The organism is Niallia sp. Man26 (assembly GCF_022049065.2).
In the GTDB taxonomy this organism is placed as follows: domain Bacteria; phylum Bacillota; class Bacilli; order Bacillales; family Cytobacillaceae; genus Niallia.
This window is the reverse complement of the sequence record NZ_CP095745.1, coordinates 92,724-118,231: the sequence shown is the minus strand read 5'-3', so window position 1 is coordinate 118,231 and position 25,508 is coordinate 92,724. Positions and strand designations below refer to the sequence as shown.

At 34.3% G+C, this 25,508-nt stretch carries 21 protein-coding genes and 2 pseudogenes; 16 read left to right on the top strand and 7 right to left on the bottom strand.

Translation table 11 applies throughout. The annotated features are described in order from the left end of the window. The first annotated feature begins 15 nt into the window (after nucleotides 1-15). The 10 genes from L8T27_RS26790 (at nucleotide 16) to L8T27_RS26745 (ending at nucleotide 12,600) form a co-directional block, all read left to right on the top strand. A complete protein-coding gene (locus L8T27_RS26790) occupies nucleotides 16-1,998 on the top strand; it encodes a VirB4 family type IV secretion system protein (protein WP_237944305.1) in 1,983 nt (660 codons plus the stop codon). Further along, the gene (locus tag L8T27_RS26785) at nucleotides 1,999-3,411 is read left to right on the top strand and encodes a hypothetical protein (RefSeq protein WP_237944304.1); all 1,413 of its coding nucleotides are present in this window, start codon (nucleotides 1,999-2,001) and stop codon (nucleotides 3,409-3,411) included. Continuing rightward, nucleotides 3,411-4,478, top strand: a complete 1,068-nt coding sequence (locus L8T27_RS26780) for a bifunctional lytic transglycosylase/C40 family peptidase (protein WP_237944303.1) — start codon at nucleotides 3,411-3,413, stop codon at nucleotides 4,476-4,478. The genes L8T27_RS26785 and L8T27_RS26780 overlap by 1 nt, the downstream gene beginning before the upstream one ends. A gap of 11 nt (nucleotides 4,479-4,489) precedes the next feature. Next, nucleotides 4,490-5,074 (top strand): hypothetical protein, encoded by a 585-nt coding sequence (locus tag L8T27_RS26775; RefSeq protein WP_237944302.1) that lies wholly within the window; start codon nucleotides 4,490-4,492, stop codon nucleotides 5,072-5,074. An 11-nt stretch (nucleotides 5,075-5,085) separates the two neighbouring features. Beyond that, a complete protein-coding gene (locus L8T27_RS26770; protein ID WP_237944301.1) occupies nucleotides 5,086-5,508 on the top strand; it encodes a hypothetical protein in 423 nt (140 codons plus the stop codon). Further along, nucleotides 5,508-7,064 (top strand): VirD4-like conjugal transfer protein, CD1115 family, encoded by a 1,557-nt coding sequence (locus L8T27_RS26765; RefSeq protein ID WP_237944300.1) that lies wholly within the window; start codon nucleotides 5,508-5,510, stop codon nucleotides 7,062-7,064. The genes L8T27_RS26770 and L8T27_RS26765 overlap by 1 nt, the downstream gene beginning before the upstream one ends. Further along, the gene (locus tag L8T27_RS26760; RefSeq protein ID WP_237944299.1) at nucleotides 7,065-7,934 is read left to right on the top strand and encodes a conjugal transfer protein TrbL family protein; all 870 of its coding nucleotides are present in this window, start codon (nucleotides 7,065-7,067) and stop codon (nucleotides 7,932-7,934) included. 12 nt (nucleotides 7,935-7,946) lie between these two features. Further along, a complete protein-coding gene (locus L8T27_RS26755; RefSeq protein ID WP_237944298.1) occupies nucleotides 7,947-9,395 on the top strand; it encodes a hypothetical protein in 1,449 nt (482 codons plus the stop codon). A 54-nt stretch (nucleotides 9,396-9,449) separates the two neighbouring features. After that, nucleotides 9,450-10,478 (top strand): DUF3991 domain-containing protein, encoded by a 1,029-nt coding sequence (locus L8T27_RS26750; protein WP_237944297.1) that lies wholly within the window; start codon nucleotides 9,450-9,452, stop codon nucleotides 10,476-10,478. A 73-nt stretch (nucleotides 10,479-10,551) separates the two neighbouring features. Then, on the top strand, nucleotides 10,552-12,600 hold the full coding sequence (locus tag L8T27_RS26745; protein ID WP_237944296.1) for a DNA topoisomerase: 2,049 nt from the start codon (nucleotides 10,552-10,554) through the stop codon (nucleotides 12,598-12,600). 454 nt (nucleotides 12,601-13,054) lie between these two features. Here the strand turns inward: L8T27_RS26745 and L8T27_RS26740 are convergent, their stop codons facing one another. Then, entirely contained in the window at nucleotides 13,055-13,540 is a 486-nt protein-coding gene (locus L8T27_RS26740; RefSeq protein WP_237944295.1) for a hypothetical protein, read from the bottom strand. A gap of 116 nt (nucleotides 13,541-13,656) precedes the next feature. Here L8T27_RS26740 and L8T27_RS26735 point away from each other — a divergent pair, with 116 nt between their 5' ends. Then, complete coding sequence (locus L8T27_RS26735) at nucleotides 13,657-14,208, top strand: hypothetical protein (RefSeq protein ID WP_237944294.1); 552 nt, start codon at nucleotides 13,657-13,659, stop codon at nucleotides 14,206-14,208. A 45-nt stretch (nucleotides 14,209-14,253) separates the two neighbouring features. Here the strand turns inward: L8T27_RS26735 and L8T27_RS26730 are convergent, their stop codons facing one another. Together L8T27_RS26730 and L8T27_RS26725 are read right to left on the bottom strand one after the other, a co-directional pair. Next, on the bottom strand, nucleotides 14,254-15,165 hold the full coding sequence (locus tag L8T27_RS26730; RefSeq protein ID WP_237944293.1) for a DUF4179 domain-containing protein: 912 nt from the start codon (nucleotides 15,163-15,165) through the stop codon (nucleotides 14,254-14,256). Continuing rightward, on the bottom strand, nucleotides 15,155-15,727 hold the full coding sequence (locus L8T27_RS26725; RefSeq protein ID WP_237944292.1) for an RNA polymerase sigma factor: 573 nt from the start codon (nucleotides 15,725-15,727) through the stop codon (nucleotides 15,155-15,157). The genes L8T27_RS26730 and L8T27_RS26725 overlap by 11 nt, the downstream gene beginning before the upstream one ends. Nucleotides 15,728-16,138: 411 nt before the next feature. Between L8T27_RS26725 and L8T27_RS26720 the strand changes: the two are divergent. After that, nucleotides 16,139-17,287 (top strand): annotated as a pseudogene (locus L8T27_RS26720) (IS3 family transposase). A gap of 633 nt (nucleotides 17,288-17,920) precedes the next feature. Continuing rightward, nucleotides 17,921-18,679 carry a hypothetical protein gene (locus tag L8T27_RS26715; protein WP_237944291.1) on the top strand — a complete coding sequence of 253 codons (759 nt, stop codon included), beginning with the start codon at nucleotides 17,921-17,923 and terminating at the stop codon, nucleotides 18,677-18,679. Nucleotides 18,680-18,723: 44 nt separating this feature from the next. On the opposite strand, the gene L8T27_RS26710 is transcribed toward L8T27_RS26715, so the two are convergent. Continuing rightward, nucleotides 18,724-18,957: a hypothetical protein gene (locus L8T27_RS26710; RefSeq protein WP_237944290.1), complete on the bottom strand. Its 234-nt coding sequence runs from the start codon at nucleotides 18,955-18,957 to the stop codon at nucleotides 18,724-18,726. 1 nt (nucleotide 18,958) lies between these two features. Continuing rightward, complete coding sequence (locus L8T27_RS26705) at nucleotides 18,959-19,288, bottom strand: ArsR/SmtB family transcription factor (protein ID WP_237944289.1); 330 nt, start codon at nucleotides 19,286-19,288, stop codon at nucleotides 18,959-18,961. 1,363 nt (nucleotides 19,289-20,651) lie between these two features. Here L8T27_RS26705 and L8T27_RS28895 point away from each other — a divergent pair. Continuing rightward, nucleotides 20,652-21,569: pseudogene (locus tag L8T27_RS28895) on the top strand (transposase); the annotation flags it as partial. A 1,066-nt stretch (nucleotides 21,570-22,635) separates the two neighbouring features. Here the strand turns inward: L8T27_RS28895 and L8T27_RS26690 are convergent. After that, the gene (locus L8T27_RS26690) at nucleotides 22,636-23,463 is read right to left on the bottom strand and encodes an STAS domain-containing protein (protein WP_237944288.1); all 828 of its coding nucleotides are present in this window, start codon (nucleotides 23,461-23,463) and stop codon (nucleotides 22,636-22,638) included. 286 nt (nucleotides 23,464-23,749) lie between these two features. Here L8T27_RS26690 and L8T27_RS26685 point away from each other — a divergent pair, with 286 nt between their 5' ends. Together L8T27_RS26685 and L8T27_RS26680 are read left to right on the top strand one after the other, a co-directional pair. Further along, nucleotides 23,750-23,968 carry a hypothetical protein gene (locus tag L8T27_RS26685; RefSeq protein WP_237944287.1) on the top strand — a complete coding sequence of 73 codons (219 nt, stop codon included), beginning with the start codon at nucleotides 23,750-23,752 and terminating at the stop codon, nucleotides 23,966-23,968. 297 nt (nucleotides 23,969-24,265) lie between these two features. After that, nucleotides 24,266-24,532 (top strand): CPCC family cysteine-rich protein, encoded by a 267-nt coding sequence (locus L8T27_RS26680; RefSeq protein ID WP_237944286.1) that lies wholly within the window; start codon nucleotides 24,266-24,268, stop codon nucleotides 24,530-24,532. Nucleotides 24,533-24,752: 220 nt separating this feature from the next. Here the strand turns inward: L8T27_RS26680 and L8T27_RS26675 are convergent, their stop codons facing one another. Continuing rightward, nucleotides 24,753-25,325, bottom strand: a complete 573-nt coding sequence (locus L8T27_RS26675; RefSeq protein ID WP_237944285.1) for an MEDS domain-containing protein — start codon at nucleotides 25,323-25,325, stop codon at nucleotides 24,753-24,755. Between the last annotated feature and the right edge of the window lie 183 nt (nucleotides 25,326-25,508).

The window sequence follows — 25,508 nt, the reverse complement described above, 5'->3', positions numbered from 1 at the left end:
AAGAAGGTGCAGATAGTGAGTTTATTATCAGCGTTATTTGGAACAAAACAGAAAAATGAACCAAAAGTAAAAGAAGAAAATCAGATTATCGGCTTAATCGATAAGGATGTCATTGAAAGTAGATATCCTTTTGTATTTGAGTTAAATCGAGAATACATTGCGGCTAGTGGGAACTATATAAAGCCATATGTAATCCTTAGTTATCCTTCTGAGCCAACAGGTAACTGGTTGTCTCCTTTAAAGAGATTGAAAGGAAATATTACGATTTCTCAGCATTTAGAGCCAGCCAATGGTGAGGTCTTGAATAGACACTATAATGAAACCATCAAAAACAAGGAAGCAGAGCTTTTAAAAACATTAGATTATCAAAGAAGAGAACAAATTAAACGAGAATTAAATACGGCTAAGAAGCAGCTGGAACAGTCTTTAGATGAAAAGAGTACTTTTATCTATCTTTACACCTATATCTTACTACAGGCGCAGTCAGAGTCAGAATTACGTTCTCTCGAAGAGAGTTTAAATCGAGTATTAATCAAAATCAATTTAAAAGCAATAACTCCTTATAGAAGAATCGATGATGCCTATTTTTCTTCTTTTCCATTAGGGATAAACAGTTTGAAAGAGTACACATACGCCATGACGAATACCGTTAGTGCTAGCTCTTTTTTTCCCTTCGATGATAATGAGATTTGTGATTTAACGCCAAGGGCAACCATTGAAGGAATTAACAAGGAAACAAACTCATGGATTGCCATTGATTATAAAGATCGAGGCAGGACACTTAATCGAAACAAAATAGTTTTAGGAACTTCGGGAGGAGGGAAATCCACCTATCAAAAAAGTAACGTTTTTAGAAAAGTGGCGGAAGGTGAAGATAATATTTATATTATCGATCCGGAGGATGAGTATTCCAAAGATGTTCTTTCCTTTGGGGGTACAGTTATTGATTTATCCAGTGCTAGTCCTACCCGAATGAATCCTTTTGAAATCCTATCCCAAGCTTTAGATTCTGATGATGATTATGTCATGAGAGAACGTCAATTAACGGATAAAGAAGTAGATAATTTAATCAGGCAGAAAGTCAACCGGTTAAAAGGCTTCCATAAAGTGAATATGGCGGATATGGACCAAGTACAATTGTCTATCATTTCGAATGTTTCGATGGAACTGTATAAAACTTTCCGAGAGAAAAAAGACTTGGATTCAATGGGCCATGCAGATTGGCCGATTTTAGAAGACCTATTACAGTCATTAAAAACATTGAAAAATACAGATACAAAGAAATATGAACTGATTGAACGATACTGTTTTATCTTAGAAGATATGGTTTATGGCTCAAGTACCCTGTTTAATGGCTATACGAATGTAGATTTAAGTGCCAAAATTATTTCCTTTAATTTAAAGCCTTTACAAACAGAGAAGGAAATACAAGCAGCAGCGTATCTAAATACATTTAGTTATCTGTGGGAGCTATTCACAAGTGATGTTAAGCAATCGGATGAACTATATTGCGATGAGTTTCATTTCCTTTTGAAGAATCCAGAAAGTGCCGATTTTTTTTTCCAAGCGTATAAACGTTTTCGTAAGTATAATGCTGGAGCGACCGTAACGACACAGCAAATTCAAGATTTACTAGATGCCTCTGGAGGCATTGGCGAAGCTATTGTAGGGAATAGTTACACCAAAGTCATGTTTGGATTTGAACCTAGAGAAGTTCAACAAATTATTAATCGATTAAAAATACCTTTGTCAGATAAAGAAATTCACTTCCTTCAAGCAAAAAAACAAGGGGAAGCCTTAATCATTTATGGTTCTCAACGTGCCCTGTTAAAGGTCGTGTTAACGGAAGAAGAATTAAGGCTTCTAAATCCAGCTAAGTACGAAGAAAAAACAGGAAGAAGTGCAAAAGAGATACCAGACTGGTCGGATAAAGTGCTCCTTTCTCCAAATGAAATTAGTCAATTAACAAATGAGTTGAATCGAGTTGAGGGATATTAAATGAAAAAAATAACAATGATGGACAACCTAACTCTTTACGTCAATAAGAGTGAATATAAGATTGAGATTGACGAAAAGTTCACGAAGGTTAGCAGTCTAGATGAATTGGAAGACTTGGAGCAATCGCTGCCAGGTTTTTTTGATGTAGAGAGCATTAGTCGGCAAAACAATAAAATTTATCTAGTTTATGACCTTCCAGAAGGCTATCAATCCTTAGAAAATGCGAAAAATTATGTTCCCGTCATTAAATTACAATTAATAAAGAATCTGTTAGATACAGATCCCTTACTAGAAGCAGATGGCATGACGTATTTAGATTTAACCAATGTATTTTTTAAAAGTTTTAAGGAAATCAAGGTACTTTATCGTTCCAATGGGAATCTTCCTTACCACAAAGATTTAAGTACTTTGGAACAGTATAAGTTGTTTGTGTTGGGCTTTTTCAGTGGTAAATTCTCTTACAAAAGGTTTGTCGTAAATAAAGATAACCTGTTAAGAAAAGAAAACAATGAATTTATGTTCTCGGTCAATGCCATGACATCTTATGTGGATCTTAAAACCTTAGTGGATAATGAATTAGAGAAAGAGCAATCCAAGTTTTATGAAAAGGTTCAATTCCAAGCGATAAGCAAGAAAAAAGGAAAGAAACGGAAGGTATACCTATGGGGTTTAGGTATGTTGGTAGTTGGCTTGTTATTTGCTGGAGCTGTGAAACAGGTGGAAAAAAACGTGGCAGCTGATTATAAAGCTGACATAGCTGACATGAAAATAGAAAATGAACTAACCTTTGCGGTTTCTAGTGGAGATACAAAAAAGGCAAAAGCATTGATGGAGAAGAAAGGAGATAATCCAGAGGACATAGCTACCATGCTAGTGGAAGCTGGGAAATTTGATGAAGCTGTTGCCTATGATAAGAGTATTGAGAAATACGTTGTATCTTATTTATACAAGATAGGGCAAAAAGAAAAGTTATTGGATTTAACATCTAAATCGGATTACTTAAGTACAGAAAAAGAGATTGTGGAATTTAATTCAGATAGCTTAGCCGCAAAAGCATCTTTAATTGAAGATAAGGATACGCTTCAACGGTTAGCGATGGCATTTATTGAACATGAGAACTATGAGTTCGCCAAAGAAACATTGGAACGAATGAAAACGGATAGTTCGGAAACGTTGAAATTGACAAAGGCGGAGAAGAAAAAGGTCGATCAATTGTTGAAGAAATCTGATTTGGAAATTGAGGTTAGTAGCCTGAATGACCAAATCTCTACTTTGAACCAGGATAGCATGTTTGGAGAAACCGAGGAAGATAAAGTTAAAAGGGAAGATGAATTGAAAAAGGCTGAAGATAAACTGGTGGAATTACAGAAGGAGCTAATTAAGTTAGATGAAAAGCTAGGGATGGATGATTAATGGATGCAGTAACAATTAAAGTTGCTTTAACGGTAGCCCAACAAGCGAAGAAACATTGGAAGAAGCTAGTACTCATTGTACTAGCTTTTTTGATGGTCATGGTTATTGGGGTCATGTTGTTAGTCGGTGGAGATCAAGGGAATTCTGGAACCGCCAAGGTAAATGAAGCTGTTTTAGTCTATAAACCTGTAGTAGATGAATACGCCGAAAAATACGGAATACCAGAGTATGTCGATGTTATTCTTGCCATCATGATGGTGGAAACAGGGGGTGAAGGATTAGATGTGATGCAGAGTTCGGAATCACTTGGTCTTCCTCCCAATTCCATTAGTGATCCTATCGTTTCTATTGATGCAGGTGTATCTCATTTAGCCAATGTAGTGCAAAATGCTCGCTCTCATGAATTAGATTTCTGGACTCCTGTCCAGAGCTATAATTTTGGATCAGCCTTTAATAATTATGTAAAGGATAACGGAAAACAATATTCCTTTGAGTTAGCCAGCGCTTTTTCTAGCAAACAAGCAGGAGGAAAAACGGTGAAGTACAGTAATCCCGTGGCCGATTTCAATGGAAACATTCGTTATTCGTACGGGAACATGTACTATGTGATGTTGATTCAGCAATATCTTTCTGCACCAGGTTCTGGTACAGGGGATATAGGAAATGTCGATGCTTCAGCTTTAGGTGCGGAAACCTATCAAGCTTTAATGACAGAAGTACAAAAATATGATGGTTGGTCTTATACGTGGGCTGGTTCCAATCCGAAGATTGGTTTTGATTGTAGTGGGTTAGTACAATATGCCTTTAAATTGCTTGGGTATGATTTACCCAGAACGGCAGCTGAACAGGAAGCCCATTCCATACCAGTAGCCGATCCACAGCCTGGAGACTTAGTGTTTTTCAAGGGAACTAATCCTAGTCGTCCAGCTAGTTCTATTACGCATGTAGGCATCTATGTGGATGAGAAACGAATGTACGACGCCAACAATGGTGGCATTGGATACTCCAACTGGAATCAAGGTTATTGGAAGCAGCATTTAGCTGGATTTGGCCGAGTGGTTAAATAGGAGGGAATGTAGTGAATACAAAAGTTTTAGTAACGATGGCTATTATGCTGGTCGTTTCTATTTTTACCAATATAGCATTAGGGTTCAATGTTAGTAGTGAGAGTAAAGATAATGAAAAATTTGCGGCGTTAAATAAAGACTTAAAAGCACAAGTAAAGGAATTAGAAAAAGGATTGGATGAGGCTGAAGGGGCTATCACGGATGAACAACTAGCAGGAAATGAAGAAGCCAAGAAAACAGTAGAAGATTTCTTTGACACACACTTTAACTACAATACGGATACCTATAAAGATAAATTTGAAAAGGTTAAAAACTATGTGAATGAGGATGTTTATGGGCAACTGATGGCTGCTGGTGTTCCCGATACTCCTACAATTAAATTTGAGAATCACATTACCAAGATGAAGTTATATATGACAGCACAAAACAAAGAACTGACTGGATTAGTGGTATTGGATACGGTTTATACAATTGATGGTGTTGATAGTCCGGAGACCACACAAATTTACGAAGTAACTGTTGCCGAAGAAGATGGAAAACAAAAAATTATCTCTTTGGAAGTGTTAGGCACGTTTGCTTCCATGTCAGAAAGTTGAGGCGAGAATAGATGAAAATAAAAGCGACTATTTTTTCTTTGCTTTTTATCTTTCTATTTTACTTTTCTTTGTTTGTTGCAGGATTTCTTCCTTTTATTTCGGAGCATAAGAAGGAATTTAGTACCGAAATATTGTCTGATTACGCAGTATATATCTTGGCTCATCCTTTCCAAAATATCATGGAAATGCATGCAGCACAGAATCCAATGTTGTATGTATCTACTGGAGCTGCGCTTTTCTTATTCGTTTATCTATTGTTTAAAACCCGTCATAAGGATTATGAAAATGTGGGGGATAAATATGGAGTTCAAGGATCTTCTAGATGGGCGAGAAATGTGGAAGTTTTTAAAGTGCCTGACCAAATCACGATTGTTCCAAGAAGCAACATGTATGACGAATTGAGAAAGACATTAAAGACAAAGGAGGAAAATTAATGGCTACAACTAATGCAAGTGGGATTGTGATAGGAATTAAAGATGGCAAAGCGTTAATCCAACACGAGACGAGTAAATTAGCTAATCGAAACTATTATGTGGTAGGAGGGCCAGGTTCCTTTAAAACGCAATCCTTTGTTTTAACCAACATGATTAATATCACGGACTGCAGTATAGTCGTTACTGATCCTAAAGGGGAGGTCTACGAAAAGACTGCCAAAATTAAAGAAGCTCAGGGGTATGAGGTTAGGGTTGTAAACTTTAAGAATATGGCAATATCAGATCATTATAATCCTTTTGGCTATGTAAGAAAAGATCTTGATGCCACAACTGTAGCAAATACCATTGTTAGCGCAAAGAATGATCCTAAAAGAAAAGATATCTGGTTTAATGCTCAATTGGGTTTATTAAAGGCGTTAATATTATATGCCAAATCGGAGTTCCATCCGGATAAAAGAAACATGGAAGGGATTTTAGACTTTCTACAGGAGTTTGATCCGGAAGCAAATGAGGACGGAGAAAGTGAACTGGATGAAAAGTTTATGGAACTAGGTAAACGCCATCCAGCAAGAAGAAGTTATGAGTTAGGGTTCAAGAAATCACAGGAGAAAACAAGGGCCAGTATTATCATCAGTTTATTAACTACTATTGGTGATTATGTAGATGACGAAGTAGCTTCCTTTACAAGTGGTAATGATTTTTTCTTTGAGGATATTGGGATAAAGAAAGTTGCCTTGTATGTGTTAATTCCAACGATGGATTCGACTTGGGAAGGACTGATAAACCTATTCTTTACTCAAATGTTTCAGGAGCTTTATTTGTTGGGAGATAAGAATGGAGCTAAATTGCCTGTACCTACTGTCTTTCTTTTAGATGAGTTCCCTAACTTAGGGAAATTCAACAATTATGAAGAGTTTTTGGCTACCTGTCGTGGGTACAGAATTGCTTGTTGTACTATTCTACAGAATAATACGCAGTTAATGGATAAGTACGGTAAAGATAAAGCAGAATCCATTCTTGGTAACTGTGCCATAAAGATTTGTTTAGGTAACGTTAATGATACAACAGCAGCTTATTTTAGTAATCTCATGGGAAAGGCAACGATTAAAGTGGAGACCGGTGGGAGTTCTATTTCCAAAGGGAAAACAGGTAATTCATCTAGTAGTTCGAACTTTTCTTATTCTCAACGTTCTTTAATGAATGCGGATGAAATCCTAACGATGTCTGAAAAGGATAGTATTGTTATCATTGCTGGTAAGTACCCGATTAAGGCGAAAAAGGCTATTCAATTTCAGCTGTATCCAGGATTAGTTGATGAATATGAAGTGTCACAGATGGAATATAAACGACAAATAAGTCCTACAGCCAAAGAACTGTACGAAAAAGATGTAGCAGTCTTTGAAACTTCTGAATCGTTTGAAGTAGAAGGATATAACGAGGAAGAATATCTGGAATATCAAGCAATGGAAGAGCAAGAGGTTTTAGTAGCTCAATTTCAAAACTCACTAAGTACCTTAGACGATTTGGCGGAGGATAGGAAGGATGGTGGTGCTTAAATGTTTGATTGGGTTGGCGATGAGTTAAAAGGACTTCTAGAAGATACCATTAATGGTTGGGTAGAAGAATTCATGAACTGGATTTTAACCATGATGAATAAAATTGTTTTTGATTTACCAAAGTCGGACTTCGTGGATGATACGATGTCCTTTTTTGCATGGTTTACTGGCATTTTTGCGGTCATTATTGCGCTCTATAAGATTATTGAATACATCATTAACACACAGAATGGAACACAACAGTATCCTTTAGATGAAATTCTATTAAGGGTGGTGAAAAGTGCCGGCTCTATGTTGGTGCTTCCATGGTTCATTAAACTATTATTTATGGATATTGCCCTTCCCATAGCGAATTATTTTGCGGCAGCTGGTACGGATTTTGATGGAAAAGGTGGATATGCGGTGGTGTCTGCAGCATTAACCGGCTCTAGTTTGATTGCTGCATCTGGTTTTGTCTTAATTGTCGTTTTAATATTTTTTGTAGTAGTTTTTGTTATGTTTCTCTATTCCGTATGTGTTTTTTACGCTGATTATATTATTATGCAAATTCTTATTATGCCAGTGGCGCTTTCAATGCTTGCGGATGACAATAATTACTTTCAGGTTTGGTGGAGAGAGTTACTATCCATTGTAGTATCCCTGTTAGTGAAGATTTTTCTTGTTACATTAATCATCAACATCATCTTTACACAGGGGAACATTCTATTAGCGGTTGGTGCAGGAGCATTGATTATTAAGTCACCTTCTGTCCTAAAAAACATGTGGTATGGATCAGGGAGTGCACGTGGTGGCGCGGGTGCTATCGGCCGAGGAGCTGGAAATATAGGGTCAATGGGTTCCCGTATGTTACTTACGAAATTGTTAAAGTAAGGAGGAACTTTTATGTATCGGATTATTTATAGAAATAAATTGAACGCAGAAAAAGGAAGATTTGAGTTTGATACTCCCCTGACCTTTTTGAAAGCAAATGAAATGTTAATAGAGTCAGTATCTAGATATAAACAAACTGGGTTGAGTATGAGAGTCGGCATTAAAATAGTAGAAATTCAATCTTTGGAGGGTATTTTTAATACCTCCATTACAATAGATAAAGATATTCCTAGTCTCTATGAGGTTATTCGGCAGAAGTCTAATACTCCGAAGTCTGTAAAAGAATTTGCCATGAAGGTAGAGAGTCGGGAAATCATTGAGTCGGAAGAAAACTTTTCTTTCCTTAAAAATGTAGAAGAAAAAGAGAAACTTAAGCAATTAAGGGCAGAAAAGAATAGTATTCAACAACAATTGAAAAAGGAAGAAAGGGAACGCCAGCAAAGGGATTTAGAACATCAAAAGAAGTTGAAAGAAATCCAGGAAGAGAAGAAGCTATTAGAAAAGTCCATCGAAATGAAGGAAAAAGAAGCAGCGGTTAAAGAATCTCAACGTCTTGAGGTTTTAAGAGTACTGGAAGAAGAAAAAGTTAAAGCACAACAAATAATAGAAGAAAAAAGAGAACTAAATCGAAATAAGAAAGAAGAATATGAAAAAAGATTGAAAGAAGTGGAGGAAGAAGCAAAGAAGGCAGAACTTGATTTAGCTTATACAGAAGCTGAATTAGAAAAACAGAAACTGGAACGGAAGAAGGAACTTCAGGAATTGGAGGGGAAAAAGCTTGAATCAACAAGGCAAGTTAATATCCTTAAAGCTGAAAATGATATGGAAAATTTAGATTATCAAAAAGAGCTACTAAGCTTTACCCCAACAAATCCAGAAGTAGCTAGTTCAAATATAATAGCTTCATCTCCAACCATCGTAGTACCGAAACTGACTATGAAAGAGCGGCTTCAGGAACTTGATTTGAATGAATTAATAAAACTGTCCTTTCAATTTCTTAAATATATCGTTTGCTCTTCCGTCCGTAATTCTAAAAAGGCATATATGATATTTAGGGAATATCATGCCAAACAATTAGTGGAAAAGGAAGAGAAAAAGAAGGCTTCGGTAAAAAAATTAGAAATAGAAGAAAAGATTGCCCTAGAGAAAATTAAGTTTATGGAAGAGCTAAAAAAAGACCGCGAACAGCATGAAAAGGAAATTCAAAAAGCAGTTCGAGTAAAAGAAAAGGAAATGAGTAGGCAATACAGAATTGAGAAGCGATATATAGCAGCGATGAAAAAGAGCCCAACAGGAAAGAAATCATTTAACCTTGTTGGAACACTCTTCAAAACCGCTGTTTTTTTTGTGGTCTTTATTTTGATTATTTATATCTTAAACTTGGGTGATACTTTTCCTATACTCAATGATATAGAAAACTACATGGATCACCTTGTATCAAGCTCTCATAAGAAAAGATAGGGACGTATACTAGCTTTTCTATCTTAAAAAAGAATAAGTGGGGAGGCTTTACGATTGAATCAGGAAGTTAAAGAATTTGTCACGAAGGAAGAGAAAGAGAAAGCTAATAATGTGAACTTGGTGGAGTATTTACTATCTATAGGTGAGCCATTAAAAAAAGAAGGAAACCAGTTTTATCGGCACGAGCAACATGATAGCTTGGTCATTAACACGAAGAGAAATTATTTTAGCTGGAACAGTAAGAATGTATCAGGGAATGCTGTAACTTATTTAATGAATGTTCATAATCTTACTTTTCAATATGCGGTCAAGAAGATAAATTATGATTTAGGTGATAAGGATTTTGTAGCTTTTAAAGCACCAGAACCAACCTATCCAGATACCTTTCAATATGATGTGGAGGAAGTTAACACAACAAACTATGTCATGAAATACCTAGTTAAAGACCGAAAGATAGATGCAGATTTAGTGGAAATGTTAGTTGATATGGATTATATCAAAGAAGATTCCTACAAAAATGTGGTCTTTAAATGGATAGAAAATGGGCAACTAATTGGAGCCAGTCTTCAAGGAACACAGAAAATTCCGAAGAAAAAAAGAATACATCCGGATCGGGCTTATTTTAAAAAAGTACTGCCTACTACAAAGGAGGCTACCAACAATGGATTCTCGATTACACGCGGGTCCCCCGAAAATCTTTACTTCTTTGAAGCTCCCATTGATGCCTTAAGTTACCTAACGTTAAACCGGTCCACACTTAGTAATTGTCAGATGAAAAGTATGGATGGATTAAAGTTAGAAACCTTTGTACAAACAGTAAAAAAAGCAATAAACGAGCTGGAAAAGTCATGCAAACAAATAGAATCTATTACATTGTGTGTAGACAATGACAGTGCTGGTATAGAGTTCATTAATAAGATAAAAAATTATGACTTTCAGCGAAAAGATGGAAAGAGTATCGAAATTAAATCAGATATTCCAGATTTGCCGAAAGGTCAATTGAAGTGGGATTGGAACAATGAACTGAAACGAAGAGTACAATCTCCCATTAAAAAAAAATTGAGTTATGAAATCGAAATTTAAATAGGGAAATGAAAGACACTCCATGGAGTGTTCTTTTTTAACAAAAAATACAGGAATGGATAGGAGAATATAGATGAGTGAATTATTTGTTTGTGAAAAGCCAAGTGTCGCAAGAGATTTAGCAACAGCATTATCAGGAGGATATAAAGAAGGAGAAGGGCATTACATAGGGAATGACGGAAAGATATATACGTTTGCTTTTGGACATTTGGTTAGCTGTGTTAGTCCAGTTACTATTAATGAAGATTGGGGATGGAAAGGAAACATTAACAGTTTACCTTTCTTTATGAAGGATATTCCTTTAATGGTCCTTGATAATCCAGGAGTAAAAAAGCAGTATAAGACTGTTACCAGCCTTATGAAGGAATCGAATCTTATTTATATCGCTACGGATGCGGCAAGAGAAGGGGAACATATTTTTCGTAAAATTTATAAATTAAGTGGGATAAAGAAGCCGTTAAAACGTCTTTGGATTCAAGACATGACAAAGGAAGGGCTAACGAAAGCCTTTAATAATGCAAAAGATGGATCTCTTTATGAAGGCTTAGCTGCTGCGGGTAAGTTAAGAGAAGAATCCGATTTACTAGTTGGTCTAAATAGCACCATGTTAGTAACGAAGTTAAGTAAAAGTGGCAAAGTATTATCTCTTGGTCGTGTTCAAACACCGACGCTCGCCATGATAGTTAGTCGAGATAAAACCATTGAAAATTTCTCGAAAGTAGTTCATTACTCCATTGTGGCAACAGATAAAAATGGAGCAAAATATGAGCTAGTACTTGATAAAGATACACACTTAACGAGAAGTGCTGCTGAAGGTATTCTACGCTCGCTTGGCAATAGAACAGCATTTGATATCAACACAAAAAAGAAGAAAGAAAAGCCGGAAAAATTGTTTGACTTAACCGAGCTTCAAAAGTTTATGAATGAAAAGCATAAGTGGAGTGCAGCTCATACGTTGAAAACAACACAAGCTTTATATGAGAAAAAGTATGTGACGTATCCACGTACAAGCTCTCAATATATTGCGAACGATTCTGAACTACCCGCATTATTAGAGAAGCATGCCTCTAACAAGTGGATAAGAAAAATAATTAATAATTGCTATAGGATGGAACCGTCATTTGTGAACCATTCTAAGGTGACGGATCACGAGGCTATTATCATTACATCAAAAGTGGCTAATAATCTTGCTGGGGAGGAATCAATCTTATACAACGTGATCTTCACCCGGTTTTTGGCTGCTTTTTATCCATATGCAATAAAAGAGGAAACGACAGCGACGTTCAGAGATTATGAACATACTTTTAAAACAAAAGAAACAGTACTAGTAGAACTTGGGTGGAGAGAACTATATGGTGAAACTCTTCAGGCTGGAGTATTAAACAACGCAAGCTTAGATGAAGTAGGAGAGTATTCCTTAGTAGAAAAAGAAACACAACCACCTAAAAGCTATACAGAAGGTACATTATTACATGACATGAAACACGCTGCAAAATTCTTGGAAGATGATTCGGATAAAAAGATGATGAAGACCGTGGAAGGAATCGGAACAACAGCTACCAGGGATTCCATTATTGAGAAATTAGTGGAGCGTGGCTTCATTGAGAAAAAGAAAAATCAGATTATCTCTACCACTCTAGGTAGAGAACTAATCGACATGATGCCTGAAGATTTCTCTTTATATAGTGTGAGATTAACCGCCTATTTTGAAACTATGCTTGCTCAAGTAGAACTGGGAGAGCTGGACGAAGCTACTTTCTATGAAGAATTAGAGGGGTTATTAAGCAAAACAGCAGAAGAAATTAGAGGGAATGTAAAATCTATCTCAAGTGCTGCCAATCTTGCTAAAGAAGAAGTTGCTTTCTGCCCAAAATGTAAGAGGCCGATTTATGAGAATACCAAAGCTTACTCTTGTTCAGGTTTTAAAGAAGGGTGTAAAACGACCATTTGGAAAAATGGATTAGAGAAATTAGGAAAAAAGACAATTACAAAAACAGAAGCAGGAAAGCTTTTTGGGGGTAAAGCAGTAAAGGTTAACTTAAAATCCAAGCAAGGTAAAGCTTACAAAGCAGATGTTGTATTTAATTTAGAGAAGAACTGGATAGAGTTTTCTAATAAGTAAAGTAAAAGATGCCTATAAACTGTTTCCCTGTCAAGTACACAATAAAAAAGAGATTAAGCAGCTTGAAGGTGGCTCTTATACTGAATAGGAGCTACTTTTTTTAATTCCATTGGTATCTATAGTTGATATAGTGATTTCTTTTTATTTTTAGTTCTTTTAATGTTTTAGCTGAATGGCAATCAACTTCGTTAATTAAATGATTGAAGATGGACTCTCGGTGGAGTAAGTTGAAGAAAAAACTATAGGCTTCCAAAGCAAATAAGAATAATACACTAGACCATTAAAGGATTGCTAAAAGTTAAATACTAATGATGAAAGTTCGGATAGATAGACCTATATCATATGCATCCGGTATTTAAATTTTCGGATATTCCAAAGTCTCTATTTTCTCTAATTTTAGCCAAGAAATAAAAATATTATTTCGTTCTCACTTGATAATCAGTTGATGCTTTTCTTATTTTATTAGATTATGAAAAATTTCATTGTTTTCCTTTGACTTAATCACTACATCAATTTCTTTCTCCTTTAACAAAACATTATTATTTTTTATTTCGCGAACTATTCGAACAATCTGCTCTGAATTAAGGCTCGTATATTCACTATCTATTTCAAGAGATGTTTCAATTACTATTTGACTAATTTCTCTATTATATATTAAAGACAATTTTAAGAAATTTGGATTGCTCCCTTTCAATGCTTTATCAATTAGATCTGTAACCACTAAGATTGTCGTTTTTTCACCTTCTTCTCCTGTATAGTATGTATATTCTTTATCCTTATCAAAAGGGAATAAAGAGTGTTTCGTAGTATTGTTTTGCAGTAATACAAGAACGGACAACGCTAATAGGCAAAATAATAGTAATGATTTACCTTTATTTTCCTCTCGATTTTGCATTTTATCAGTATATAGTTTTTGTATATTTCTCTTTTTTATATCCATTATAGTCTCCTAGGTAAGTCGATAAATATTTTATAAAAATATACATAATTGTATAACTATGGTAATATTTTAATAGGCTTGTTATATTCTAGAGAAGCAGAGGGGTAGAAAGAGTAATGAATCTTAAAAAAATAGTTGTTTGTACCTTAGTAGTATTAATAGCATTACCAGTTAGCAACTTAGTATTTGCGGAAGAAACACAAGCTAATAACGAAGAAACAAAAAGCGCTGCAGTAACTAACGATGGACCAGAAGATGGTGTAAATGATGTTTCCACAGTAAATCCAAAAATAAAACTAATTTCCACAGACCCTAACTATATACAAAATCAGATTAGTATTTTTGGAGCTGGTACTTGGGATTTAATGGGATCATCTACATTTAAAACTAAATCAAGTACATTCTCTTCGCATGGAGGAGATTTTAGAATGGTAATTTCCCAAAAGACACCAGCAAAAGGGCTCAAATGGCAATACAAACTGATGGAAGAAGATCCGTTAAATGATGATGATTTGGTTTCTTCCTTTGAATTACCAAGTATTACATCTACTTATGATTTAAGCTGGAATGTAAGATCCTTTACAGATGGTAATAATAAAAAAGCGGAATTATATTTAAGAAAATTAACGCAACCTTTTACTTCTGTAACAGTAACTGCTTATGACTAAGTTGTAAGTAAGGAGCATCTAACATAATGATTAGATGCTCTTTTTTTATGCTTTCTCCATAATGGTTGATTCTTCACTTTTGTCTTTATTGAAAAGATTTATAATATATTTATCATTATTTAATAGTTTGTTGACTTTTTCTGATTCTAAATAACTTTTAATCGATTCCTTAATAGATTCTACAACTTCTTTACTGCTCTCTGCCTTAAGGGATGATAAAGAAGTATATATCTCAACGTATACTCTGCCTTCTTTGTAAGAGTGAGATATTCCAATTACTTTTAACTCAGTTTTTGAAGTTAATGCTGAACTTATGGCTGGAATAAAAGTAGTTGCCCATTTTACTTCAGGGTCGTTCTTCATAACATTTTCATCAATAATTCGTATATTTCCGTCTATACTTTTGCTAGTATCTACATTTTTATCTAGAGAATCAATTGTAACCGCTACGGAATAGGCATTATATCCCCTTTGATTAAGTATTTCTTTAGTTACTTTTTCTATTTCCTCCATTTTATCTTTATTATTTTCCTTATCATCTAATAAACTAATTGAAACTAGTTTATCTTCAACAGAAATATTAACTCCATCCCATTTATAATTATTCTCCTCTAATACTGTAATTATTTCTTCATTAAGAGGAGATTCTGATTCAAATAAGATATTAATTAAAGGTATTTTTGTCATCATATTAGCCATAGTTGGTGAAACAAAGCCTAGCATAATAAAAATAATAAAGATAGAAGCAACAGAAACCATGCTTATCAAAAATTTTTGTTTTTTATTTTTTTGGGAGCCTGTATTGAATTTTTTCCATTCAAGTTCCATTTCTTTTTCAAGTTTCTTATCTATATTCCCGTTAATATATTTTTCTGGAAGAGAATCAACAAATACATGTATGGATTTAGGAACAGAAGTATCAACAGAGTTTGATTTATCATTTTTATTACTGCTCATAGAATCCTCCCTCCTTGGACTGTAACGCATTAATTATTTTCTTTAGTTTTCTCCTACCTCTTGCCATTCTAGTTTTTATTGTGTTGCTATTAATATCTAAAATAGAGGAAATTTCCGTTATTGAGAAGCCCTCGTAATAATACAGAATAATAGGTGTTCTTTCTTCTTCTTTTAATTGCTTTAAGAGGTTAATTACTTCTCTTTTATTTTCCGATTCAATTATCTTCGCTTGAGTAGAAGGTTCATTGTAAGAGAAATCAATATCTACGTTTAATAGTTGTAAATTTTGCTCCCGTTTGTATTTTCTATAAGTATCAATAGACTTAGTGTACAGAACTCTGAAAAACCAGGCTTTAAAATTTGTCATTGCTAAGTCCTTTTTAAGGATACTTATATAAACCAGTTCCAAAGTAAGCTGTAAGGATTCTTCAGCAAATTCTTTAGATTTTAGGATAGATAAGGCCATTTTATAAGCTGAAGGGAGAATATCAACTACCAGTTCATTAAAGGCTTCTTTGTCACCAGCTTTTATTTTATTTATTAAAACTTGATTATTATTCAAGGATTTCCCTCCCTTGAGTTGTTTCCCTATAAGATTAACGATTACAGACTCAACTTTGGTTTCACTTTCTTAAAAATAAATGTAAATTAATTTATTTGAAATAAAATAATTTACATTTAGAATGTGACTTCTCGGTTCTGAAATTGGATAAAATATTCACCTTTTATTAATTTAGCGTTTTAAGAGAACGTAAAATTATTATAAAGCAATACTGATGGAAAATGAGTACGTAGTAGTTATTAGAGAAAGGTATTGCTATGTAAATCAATACCTTTTAATTGATGCGAATTAGTTGTTAAAAATCATCATTTTTAGGAATAAGTAAAACTGTAGATTGGAGTGGAGTTAGTATAGTTTCATGGACACAATTTAATTAAGTCCTTACAATTATTTTGAGAGGATGTGTCCGAATTGGAACGTAAACCTGCAGGCAAAAAATATAACGATGATTTTAAGAAAACGAATGTGGATTTGTATCATTCCGGCAGCCCGGTTAAAGAATTAAGCAGCGAATATGGCGTATCAGAAGTAACGATATATAAATGGGCGAAAGACTTTACCCCTATTGGTTCAGAAAAAGAGGCGCTGACACCAAAAGAGTTAGCCGAGATTCAGAAAGAAAACCTTCCGTTAAAACAGGAGGTAGAAATCCTAAAAAGGTCTATGGCCATATTCGCGAAAAAGTAACCGAATTAGAGCTCATCGATTTTATCGAGGAACACAAGGATCAATATCCCGTCCAGAAAATGTGCGAAGTACTGGCCGTGCCAAGAAGCAGCTACTATGGCTCCCTTGAAAAAACGACGTCAAAACGTGAACTGAAAAACCAGGAAATCACGCAGGAAATCCAACGGATTCACCTGGAAAGTAAGGCGCGTTATGGCGTACCGAAAATCCATAAGACCTTATCAAACAACGGGGTTTGTTTAAGCCTGAAGCGTGTCCGGCGCTTAATGAGAAAGGCATGCATCCGTTCGATTACCAGGAAAAAATACCGTCCTTTCCCCTCAAAAGAAAAGGTTGTGCAGCTGGGTAATCTTTTAAAAAGAGACTTCTCTACCTGTACGATCAATGAGAAATGGGTGGCGGATATTACGTATATTCCTACGGTAAAAGACGGCTGGTGCTATCTGGCCTCTGTATTGGATCTGCATTCGAAAAAAATTGTTGGCTATTCTTTTTCTCGTTTTATGACTTCGGAATTAGTGATCGAAGCACTTCAAAACGCCTGTTTTTCTCAAAATCCCCGAAAGGGCTTAATTCTTCATACCGATCTTGGCTCACAATATACCAGCAGTGAGTTTACTCAGCATGTCCAAAAATACGGAATCAGGCAGTCTTTCAGTCAGAAAGGCTGTCCTTATGACAATACCTGTATAGAGTCATTTCACGCCATATTAAAGAAAGAAGAAGTCTATCATATCTAGTACACAGACTACCGGGCAGCGAAGCTGGCCATGTTTCAGTTTATAGAGGGCGTACAACAGAAACAGAATTCACAGCAGCATCGGCTATCAAACATCTCAAGCTATGGAGGATCAGATTAGAAGAACCGCTTAATACTTAACTTTTTTGTGTCCAAAATTATTGACTCAAATCCATGACAATCAAATACTATCAATGCTAAAAGAATAGGGTGTAAAGAAAAGTGATGTTAGCAGAACTATATTAAATGTTAGCAATAGCACTGTATTTTCGTTACTTAGTTAAATAAATAGTTTTCCGACCACCTTATAGGGTGGTTTTTTCTTTTTACAATTTACAATAAGGAGTTTAATCTGGAAAGAAAAAAAATAGTATTAAACTCCTTATTATTATTAGTAGTGCAGTTTTGTATAAACGTGAAGGAAAGGGAATTACAAATAAAGGGGATTCTCATTAGAACAAGAAACTCGGGAGATTCCGTTCTACTAGCATTATTTATAACAAAAAAATTGTTTTAACGATTTTAGGAAGTTTAATCAATCCCACAATGCCTATGTAAAAAATCTTCTTGGTGAGATTTTTCATTTTATTTTAGTAATTATTTAATATTATTTTAAAACAAAATTTATGAATAGATAATAATTAATTAACCTTTTTTTTAAAAAAATAGAATTTTTATACAAAAATAGTAGATTTATCACTAGTATGGGTTTATAATCAAATTGTTATTTGGGAAAATTAAGAAAATTACAAAAAGGCGGGTTCGGTTTGAAAAAATTAATTACAGGTTTAACTATTCCAGTTTTAGCACTTTCTCTTGGGTTGGGAGCTACCACAAGTTTTGCTAGTGAGTTAGATAGTCCAACCTCAAATAATATAGTGGAACAATCTCAGCGAATAACTGCTGAAGATATAGCATCTTTAAAAGACTTTTTAACTAGTTACAATGTAGATGTGGCAACTCAAGACCAATTGATTTCAAAATTAAAGAGTGGTGAAGTATGGGATTCTATTAAACAAGGTCAAGAACCTGTTAATACTGTTGAAAAAACAACAGAAGATAATGGAGTTGAAACAATATCCACTTTTAAAGATGGATCTATTGCAGTAACAACAATAGAACCAAATATTGTAGAATTTACAGAAAAGGCTCCAACGACTGGTGGTTTTTCAACATTCGCAGTTAGCCCAGGAACTGTTACAAGTGGTAGTGGTTATAAAAATTTCAAAAAAGCTAAAGCTTATGTATATACTGGAATAGCTAATGCACACTTTTATGCTGATTTTACTATTGTACAAGGTGGAAATGACTATATTTCAAGAGTATATGACTATAAAATTGTTGGCGTAGGAGGAACTGCTTCTTACGACAACCTTAAAATTACTAGAAAAACAGAAAACCTAAATGGAAAAGCTTCTGCTAAACTTGATTTTACTTGGGTTGCATTTAACGGCGCTACAAGCAGCACTTGTTGGGTAAAGCTTTTTGTTGGAAAAGACTCATATTATACTGAATATAGTTACTAATAAATAAAAAAATCTCTTTATTTTTAAAGAGATTTTTTTATTTATTATTCAATTTCTTTTAACATTTTTTCAACATTATCAATTTTTTGATGAATCTCATCTAATTTCTTTTGGTTACTTTCAACCTGTTGTTTTTCTAGCCTTAATCTTTCATCAGCCCTTTTTTCATACTTTTTAACAGTTTTTATAATGAAAAAAAGAATAATTAGGATCAAAATGATAGGAAGAAACATTTGTATAAAAGAAAATAAGCCTAAATAAGTAGTTACATTCGTCAAGTTAAAAATCTCCTTTTAAATTATCTTTCAATTCTTGTTGGAATAGTTCAAAAATAACATTTTTATCTAACTGAATTTCAAAAGAACTTAATTCATAAAATTTTAACGCCTTACCTGATGTAGAAATTTCTAAATTACTTTTGACTAAATTAACCTCCTCTAATTTTTGTAAATGTAAGTAAAGTAAAGGCCTGCTAATTTCTAAATTTCGAGCTAGTTCACTTACATATTGTCTACCTGTTGCTAAAATTGCAATGATTTTTAATCTGTGTGGATTGGCCATGGCTTCAAGAGACTTCAATAATGTTTCTTTAGAATATTGTTCTTTCATATGTAAGTATTTTATTACATGTGTTAGGTATGTGTCAATATATTCAAGTGAATTAATTTTAATTATCTGAAATATTGCAAAAGTGATCATCGAGGTATGATTGAAGAGTTGTCCGTTAAGTCTTACTTTTTGATATATTCAATAAGTAATTTAAAATAACTCAGGGGTTACAGCACTGCTTTTTGTACAAACAGGGCATTTACTTTAAGTACACTTGGAAGGTCCTTTTCTTAAGTGAAGAATGGCAACATACCTATAATAAGTGTAGAAATCGATTTTATACACAAACAAGGCAGATGTGCGGCCGAGCCTAGGTCGTATCATATAGCGGGTGGGCTTCCCGCCGAGTATTACTAGCCATTCGCTCGTAGCGAGTCTTGGGGATTAAAGGTAACTTTAATCTATAAGCGTAGACAGTTAGGTGGAGCAGCCATCAAGTCTGAGAATAAAGTCTCCAGTCATCAATTGACCGATTCGGGTGACTAGCATATCCAATGCGTGGGGAGGTAACGAACTGCGTTCTGCTTGGAAGTAAAAGTCACGGCGGCCTATTCTACACAGAGAGGATAAGGTCGGAACAGTCTGTGTAGCGAGTAAACACAGAGGCCAGAAGGAGGATTTAACGAATACTGCAATTCCGAAATCTACGCCCCTCAAAGAAACTGTTCGAGGGATATTTTGCTTAGCCTCGACCTTTGCCTAACGGGGGAAGACCAATGTCTTTCGGGAAGAAACGGTCAAAAGCACCGTAAGAGCAGCCGGGGTATGGGTTCTGGCATCTGTGGAAAGATTTTCAGAGATAACGAGGGGAAGGTCCTATTTCAAATTGGGAAGGTACTAACCAATAAAGACCTATCATATAAGAGGCTAATAGAAAATGGTAGGATAATTTAGGATTGGCGCATGAGGTCGTAGTAGCAATGAGGGAAGGGTAATGCCTTCTTAAGTGTAAGGAAATTACACTTCTTTCTATCAAGGTAACACCTGTGATAGGGCAAAGGACCTCTGGGCACTTGGAATGTTTAAGCATTATAGACTCAGAGCTATAAAGTATGTTTAAACTAACTTACAAGTAAACCTACAAATGAGGGGGAATATGTGTCCAACATTTAATCCTGCGGTTGTATGGGAAGGCTGGTAGGTGATTAATCCAAGGTCAGAACCGGACTCGGGAAATCCGAACGTCCAGGATCGTAGGGGGGGCTACAAGAAACGTGAATCATATTTGATTGTGCGCGCTAGTTTTCTACCACAGCGGGGAACTCGGGAGATCCTATCGGTCTCTTCTTTATAGAAGAGTATGGTGTACAAGCGATAATAAGCAAGGAAACCAAATGCTGTTTAGGGAGTCGGATAGCAGCGTAGTAGAGCACAGGATTATCGTGGAATAGAGCTAGGTTCTACTTGTTTTTTTGATAATACTCATAAAGGATTTAGGACTTTTATTAATTGGATTAATCAAATAAAAGAGTCATACGAAATGGAGTCTGTCATTATTGGAATGGAGCCAACAGGCCATTATTGGCTTAATTTAGCTCATATTCTACTAATGGAGGAACAGATTTACACGACAAGCACAGTAAGGAGCTAGAAGATAACTCTCCAACTAAAAATGACATTAAAATTACCAGAAGAACTGGTGAGATATACAGAAGAAGAATTACTAGAATACGTAAGGCAAGCAGTGAAACGTAGTATAGGGATGAAGAAGCTTCAAACTTTAAAAGAAGGAGCCAATCGCTCGATTGTCATCCGTCAGGGTGCCATGATGGCTAAAATGGAATATTAAGAACGTTAATCCAAAAGTATGAACTCATACAAGCCATGTTCGAAGAGCTTGAACAAACTCTGGATACACTACTTCAGGATATTCATGGAGTTGATTAAATGTTAGAAATAACAGGTATTGGACGCGATACAGTGGCGGGTTTGAATTTGAGTGAATATAATCATCCTCATCAAATAACCAAATTGGCCAGATTAAGCTGAAAAGAAAAAACTTCAGGAAAGCATAAAGGGAAAACCAAAATTACGAAACGTGGCCGAAAGAAACTAAAAGCACTACTATTTCGGGCATCTATGATTCTAGTAGCCAAGAATAAAGCATATAACGAGACCTGATAATCCGTTGAAAAAGATGCAGTCTTTAATTGCTTTGTGTAATAAGCTCATCCGCATACTCTTCTCTATTGGGAAGAAATAGTTTGTGTTTCAAGAGGAGAAAATGTTGAAGGACATCCCTCATATGCATGCATTTATACAAGAACCAATAGTAGCTTAATCAGTATAAAACTTTTAACAACTAGAATTGAAAGATGAACAGACAAAATCAGCATGGGATTAGTCGGCAACGGAACTAACGTAAGGACAAGATAAGATCCTGTATGGCAGCATGACCGACATCCACCTTATGGAAAGGTTGAACGAAGGAATGTAGGAGCGTAGACTCTGTGAGACTTGGGAGGGTAGACCTCCGTAAGAGATGTGGACATCCATTGGTGCGTACATACCTATTTATCCAACTTTTTGAAATAAACCGAAGGTTGGCTAGTGTCTTTTCACACTAACTTAATCTACGAAGTTATATGAGTTGGATAGAAATATTGAGAAAAACTGCGTAATTAAGAGATAAGTGTTTGTTTATTGAGGGAGCATTCCTGTAATCTGTGAAACCTTGCTTATAGTAGAAAAATGGCAGTTTAGTTTAAGTTCATTCGTTCACAAAGTTTCTCGTAATTGAGTTAAAAGAGCCATATTGATAACTCGTTCTTTTACTCTTACTCTTTCTCTGGATACTTTAATTCAAAATTCCTATAGACTTTCCAGAGCTTGGGGTAGGATAGTTTCATTAATTCCTATAAGAGGCCAAAAAAAAAAAGTCAAAGACGGCATTATTTTATTCGAATAATTATATCCTCATATTTAATTAAGATTATCGCTTTAGTTCTTGGATTTTGGACTTCTAACAAGCCGTTTTCATAGTCAAAAAAAACAAAGTGGATTCTGCTTCTATATATAACTTTCTGACCGAATACAATATGGCATCATCCTAAATGGTATTCAAAAAAATAATATTTGATTTATACAGAAAGTGATGTATAGCTGTATCTAATATTATTTTGGAGTAATTCAAGGATAACATAATCCCGATTATTAAGATATGAATATTAAGTAGGAATAAGCTTACTGATTAGGTCAGTATGTATGATAAATTTAAGCATCTTTAAATAAAAAAGTCTGAATCATTTCATGTATGAAACTACTCCAGACTTAGATTAGTTTATGGGAGACTACTTTTAAATTCATTAATTCTTTTATACTAAACCTTAACTCTATATACCAATATATTATGGATTGATATTGATATACTTTAATGCTTTATGCAAACTTGAAAATGTAGTTAGATTCTGCGTTTTAATCCCTAATTGCATCATCGTTTGGGCGATTTCTGGACGTATACCGGAAAGTATTGATTTTACACCTACTAAATTTAATGCATCTATTACTCTAAATAGATGATTTGCTACCATTGTATCAATTATAGGAACCCCTGATAAATCAATAAAAACATGAGATAACCCTAACTTAGAAACAGATTCTAAAGCCTTCTCCATAAGTTCCTGAGCCCTCTGGGTATCAATATCTCCTACTAATGGTAGAACTCCTATATTTTCTGTAATTTGAATGACCGGTATAGATAACTCCATTGCTGTTATTTCAGCTGCCTTTATTCGTGAAAGATAACTTTCAGAATAGGATAAACTTAGTAAATGTACAGCTCGATCAACAACCGAATCAAAATTAGAAATTATTTTGTAGAACTCAGAAAGAGACATATGATTTTGGATAGCTTCATTTTTTATAATTTCTCCAATTTCATTACGATAGAATCTAACTTCCTCTATACCTACATCTAGTGGTAAATTTAATTTTATTAACAATTTTACGCCTTCATTACCCCAATGTGTTAAATGTTGATAGGTCATTTCTAAATCATCTGAGATAGATTTTGCAAAAATATCGATTAGGTTTTCTCTCCACTTTTTGAGTTCCTTATCAACTTCCATGGAATAATGATTCAAATCTGTGGTGTATCGTTGTACTGCTAAACTGGATTTTTTGTCTATTATTTCTGTCGTTATTTTTTGTACAACAATATTTGTTGAAATACTCATTAGAAAACCACCTTTACTAGTTCATATATAATAATTATATCTCAAAAACCTTATAATCAGAATTCCAACGAATAATTATAGATAGCCTCATCCCGTTCAAACTCTCAACTTCTTAATGAGAGATTTAAAAACTACTATTAACGGGACAGTTTAGTGAAAGAAGGATTTTGTAAAAGGTGTAAAAGTAATGAATTGGAAAAAGCCTTAACTAAAGGTTAAATTAGGTAGTTAAGGGTTTTTTGTTTTATTTACTAATTACTCTGCATGGTGGCTATAAGAGTCAAAAATGAATAACAGGGTTAAAGAGTTTTGGTTAGTAATGAATTTTGTGAAGAAAGTCAAAAAGAAGGGATTTAGTATTGAGTTGCTTTCTAAATTTGGATCTTCTGCTGATTGGTTAGCAGAATTAGTTGTTACCTTTTTAGCCGTCACTTACTACAATGTGTATAATCCATCACAAAAGAAAAAAATTTACTTTTTTCCTTTCATGATGAATAGCATATAAGCAAAATTGAATAAGATTGAATGGGTAGAAACAATTTTATGCATATATAACTTATATACATTATGTATTATATATGATTAACTAACTATTATCTTCTGGTAATTATTAGCATATTCGATGTACAGATAGTGAGCCGGTTTTATATAACCATATCTGTAATAAATGGAAAAAACTTGTGAAAGAAACGGGGCAGCATTCCTGTAATAAGTAAACCTTGCTTATAGTAGAAAAATGGCAGTTTAGTACAATAAGATATGATAAACTAATGGCGTAAAAAGAACAGAGTAGGAGTAAAAGATGAAAAAATTCACTTGTCCTTGTTGTGGTTATAAAACATTATATGAACGAGATAATTGGGAAACTTGTCAAGTATGCAAATGGATGGATGATGAAATACAATCGTATGAACCTGACATTGGTGGAGCAAATAAAGTAACTTTAAGAGAAGCACAAAAGAACTTTAAAGAAATTGGGAGAGCAGATAGAATAAATTATCATTCAAAAGGTGAGCCAACATCTAAATATGAAAAAGATGATAACGGGAAGCCTTACGAAGAAAGATAATACCCTTATTAAACTAAACAAACGAGCTTTCTTAAATATAAGGTGCCCTTTTTTTATGTTGCTAAAAGGGCAGCATTCCTGTAATAAAGGAAAGACTAGATTATGGAAAAAATATAGCAGATCAATTGAACAAGAAACGAAACCATCAATTATTAATGGTTTCTTTCTATAATCAAGTTTGATTAACTTTAAAGGGACGGATAACAATACTTAAGTTGCCTTATTTTATGTCCTTTAGTGGTTGGTATTGTTCAGATATAATAATGTCACCTTTATATAATACGTATGGATGAGTTTCCATTAAAATAGATATTAGGTAATCTGGCATTTTGTGCCCTTCATATGCACAAATCAATGGGAACAGATGAGTATGAACAGCTTCGTCAACTATTTTTTCAAAGTCCTCTATTAAATGAAGTGGCTCTTCCATACTAGTCCACTCTACATGTGCCCATGATCGAAACAAGATTTTATTGTCTATATATGGCTGTACTATATTATTAAAATAATTTGTGATTGCAGGAGGATGATAACTACCACTTGAAAAATAAAAATCTAAGTTGTTTACAAAGTGAACAAATTCAAGTTGATCTTTATCTAAAAGTTTGATTAGTTCATTTTGTATCATTGGATAGATTCGCTCATTCTCTATAAGAATAACGTAATCCCCAGCCAAAATGCCTTGTTGAATAAAGTCTACAACATGATCAATGTATTGCTTCATTCCATCATAAGAATAAAGAACATGAACACTTCTTTTCTCCTCAAATAACTGATACATTTTGCTTTTCAATAATCTTAACCTAATTTCTTATATGATGTTATATATAAAGGGAAGGCTGACTAAGAAAAGTTATACAAATCCCCGATAGTGTATATATAATAAGCCTAACATTGATTTTCATATAAGTATATAAGCTTATCTATTCATAATATAAACTGCACTTAAACCATTTAGAAAAGAGAATTCTTTATC

Excerpts from the sequence above, each read along its gene's own strand:
- L8T27_RS26785 (WP_237944304.1), top strand. The coding sequence starts at position 1,999 with ATGAAAAAAATAACAATGATGGACAACCTAACTCTTTACGTCAATAAG.
- L8T27_RS26780 (WP_237944303.1), top strand. The coding sequence starts at position 3,411 with ATGGATGCAGTAACAATTAAAGTTGCTTTAACGGTAGCCCAACAAGCG.
- L8T27_RS26770 (WP_237944301.1), top strand. The coding sequence starts at position 5,086 with ATGAAAATAAAAGCGACTATTTTTTCTTTGCTTTTTATCTTTCTATTT.
- L8T27_RS26765 (WP_237944300.1), top strand. The coding sequence starts at position 5,508 with ATGGCTACAACTAATGCAAGTGGGATTGTGATAGGAATTAAAGATGGC.
- L8T27_RS26760 (WP_237944299.1), top strand. The coding sequence starts at position 7,065 with ATGTTTGATTGGGTTGGCGATGAGTTAAAAGGACTTCTAGAAGATACC.
- L8T27_RS26755 (WP_237944298.1), top strand. The coding sequence starts at position 7,947 with ATGTATCGGATTATTTATAGAAATAAATTGAACGCAGAAAAAGGAAGA.
- L8T27_RS26745 (WP_237944296.1), top strand. The coding sequence starts at position 10,552 with ATGAGTGAATTATTTGTTTGTGAAAAGCCAAGTGTCGCAAGAGATTTA.
- L8T27_RS26740 (WP_237944295.1), bottom strand. The coding sequence starts at position 13,540 with ATGGATATAAAAAAGAGAAATATACAAAAACTATATACTGATAAAATG.
- L8T27_RS26735 (WP_237944294.1), top strand. The coding sequence starts at position 13,657 with ATGAATCTTAAAAAAATAGTTGTTTGTACCTTAGTAGTATTAATAGCA.
- L8T27_RS26730 (WP_237944293.1), bottom strand. The coding sequence starts at position 15,165 with ATGAGCAGTAATAAAAATGATAAATCAAACTCTGTTGATACTTCTGTT.
- L8T27_RS26705 (WP_237944289.1), bottom strand. The coding sequence starts at position 19,288 with ATGAAAGAACAATATTCTAAAGAAACATTATTGAAGTCTCTTGAAGCC.
- L8T27_RS26690 (WP_237944288.1), bottom strand. The coding sequence starts at position 23,463 with ATGAGTATTTCAACAAATATTGTTGTACAAAAAATAACGACAGAAATA.
- L8T27_RS26685 (WP_237944287.1), top strand. The coding sequence starts at position 23,750 with ATGAATAACAGGGTTAAAGAGTTTTGGTTAGTAATGAATTTTGTGAAG.
- L8T27_RS26680 (WP_237944286.1), top strand. The coding sequence starts at position 24,266 with ATGAAAAAATTCACTTGTCCTTGTTGTGGTTATAAAACATTATATGAA.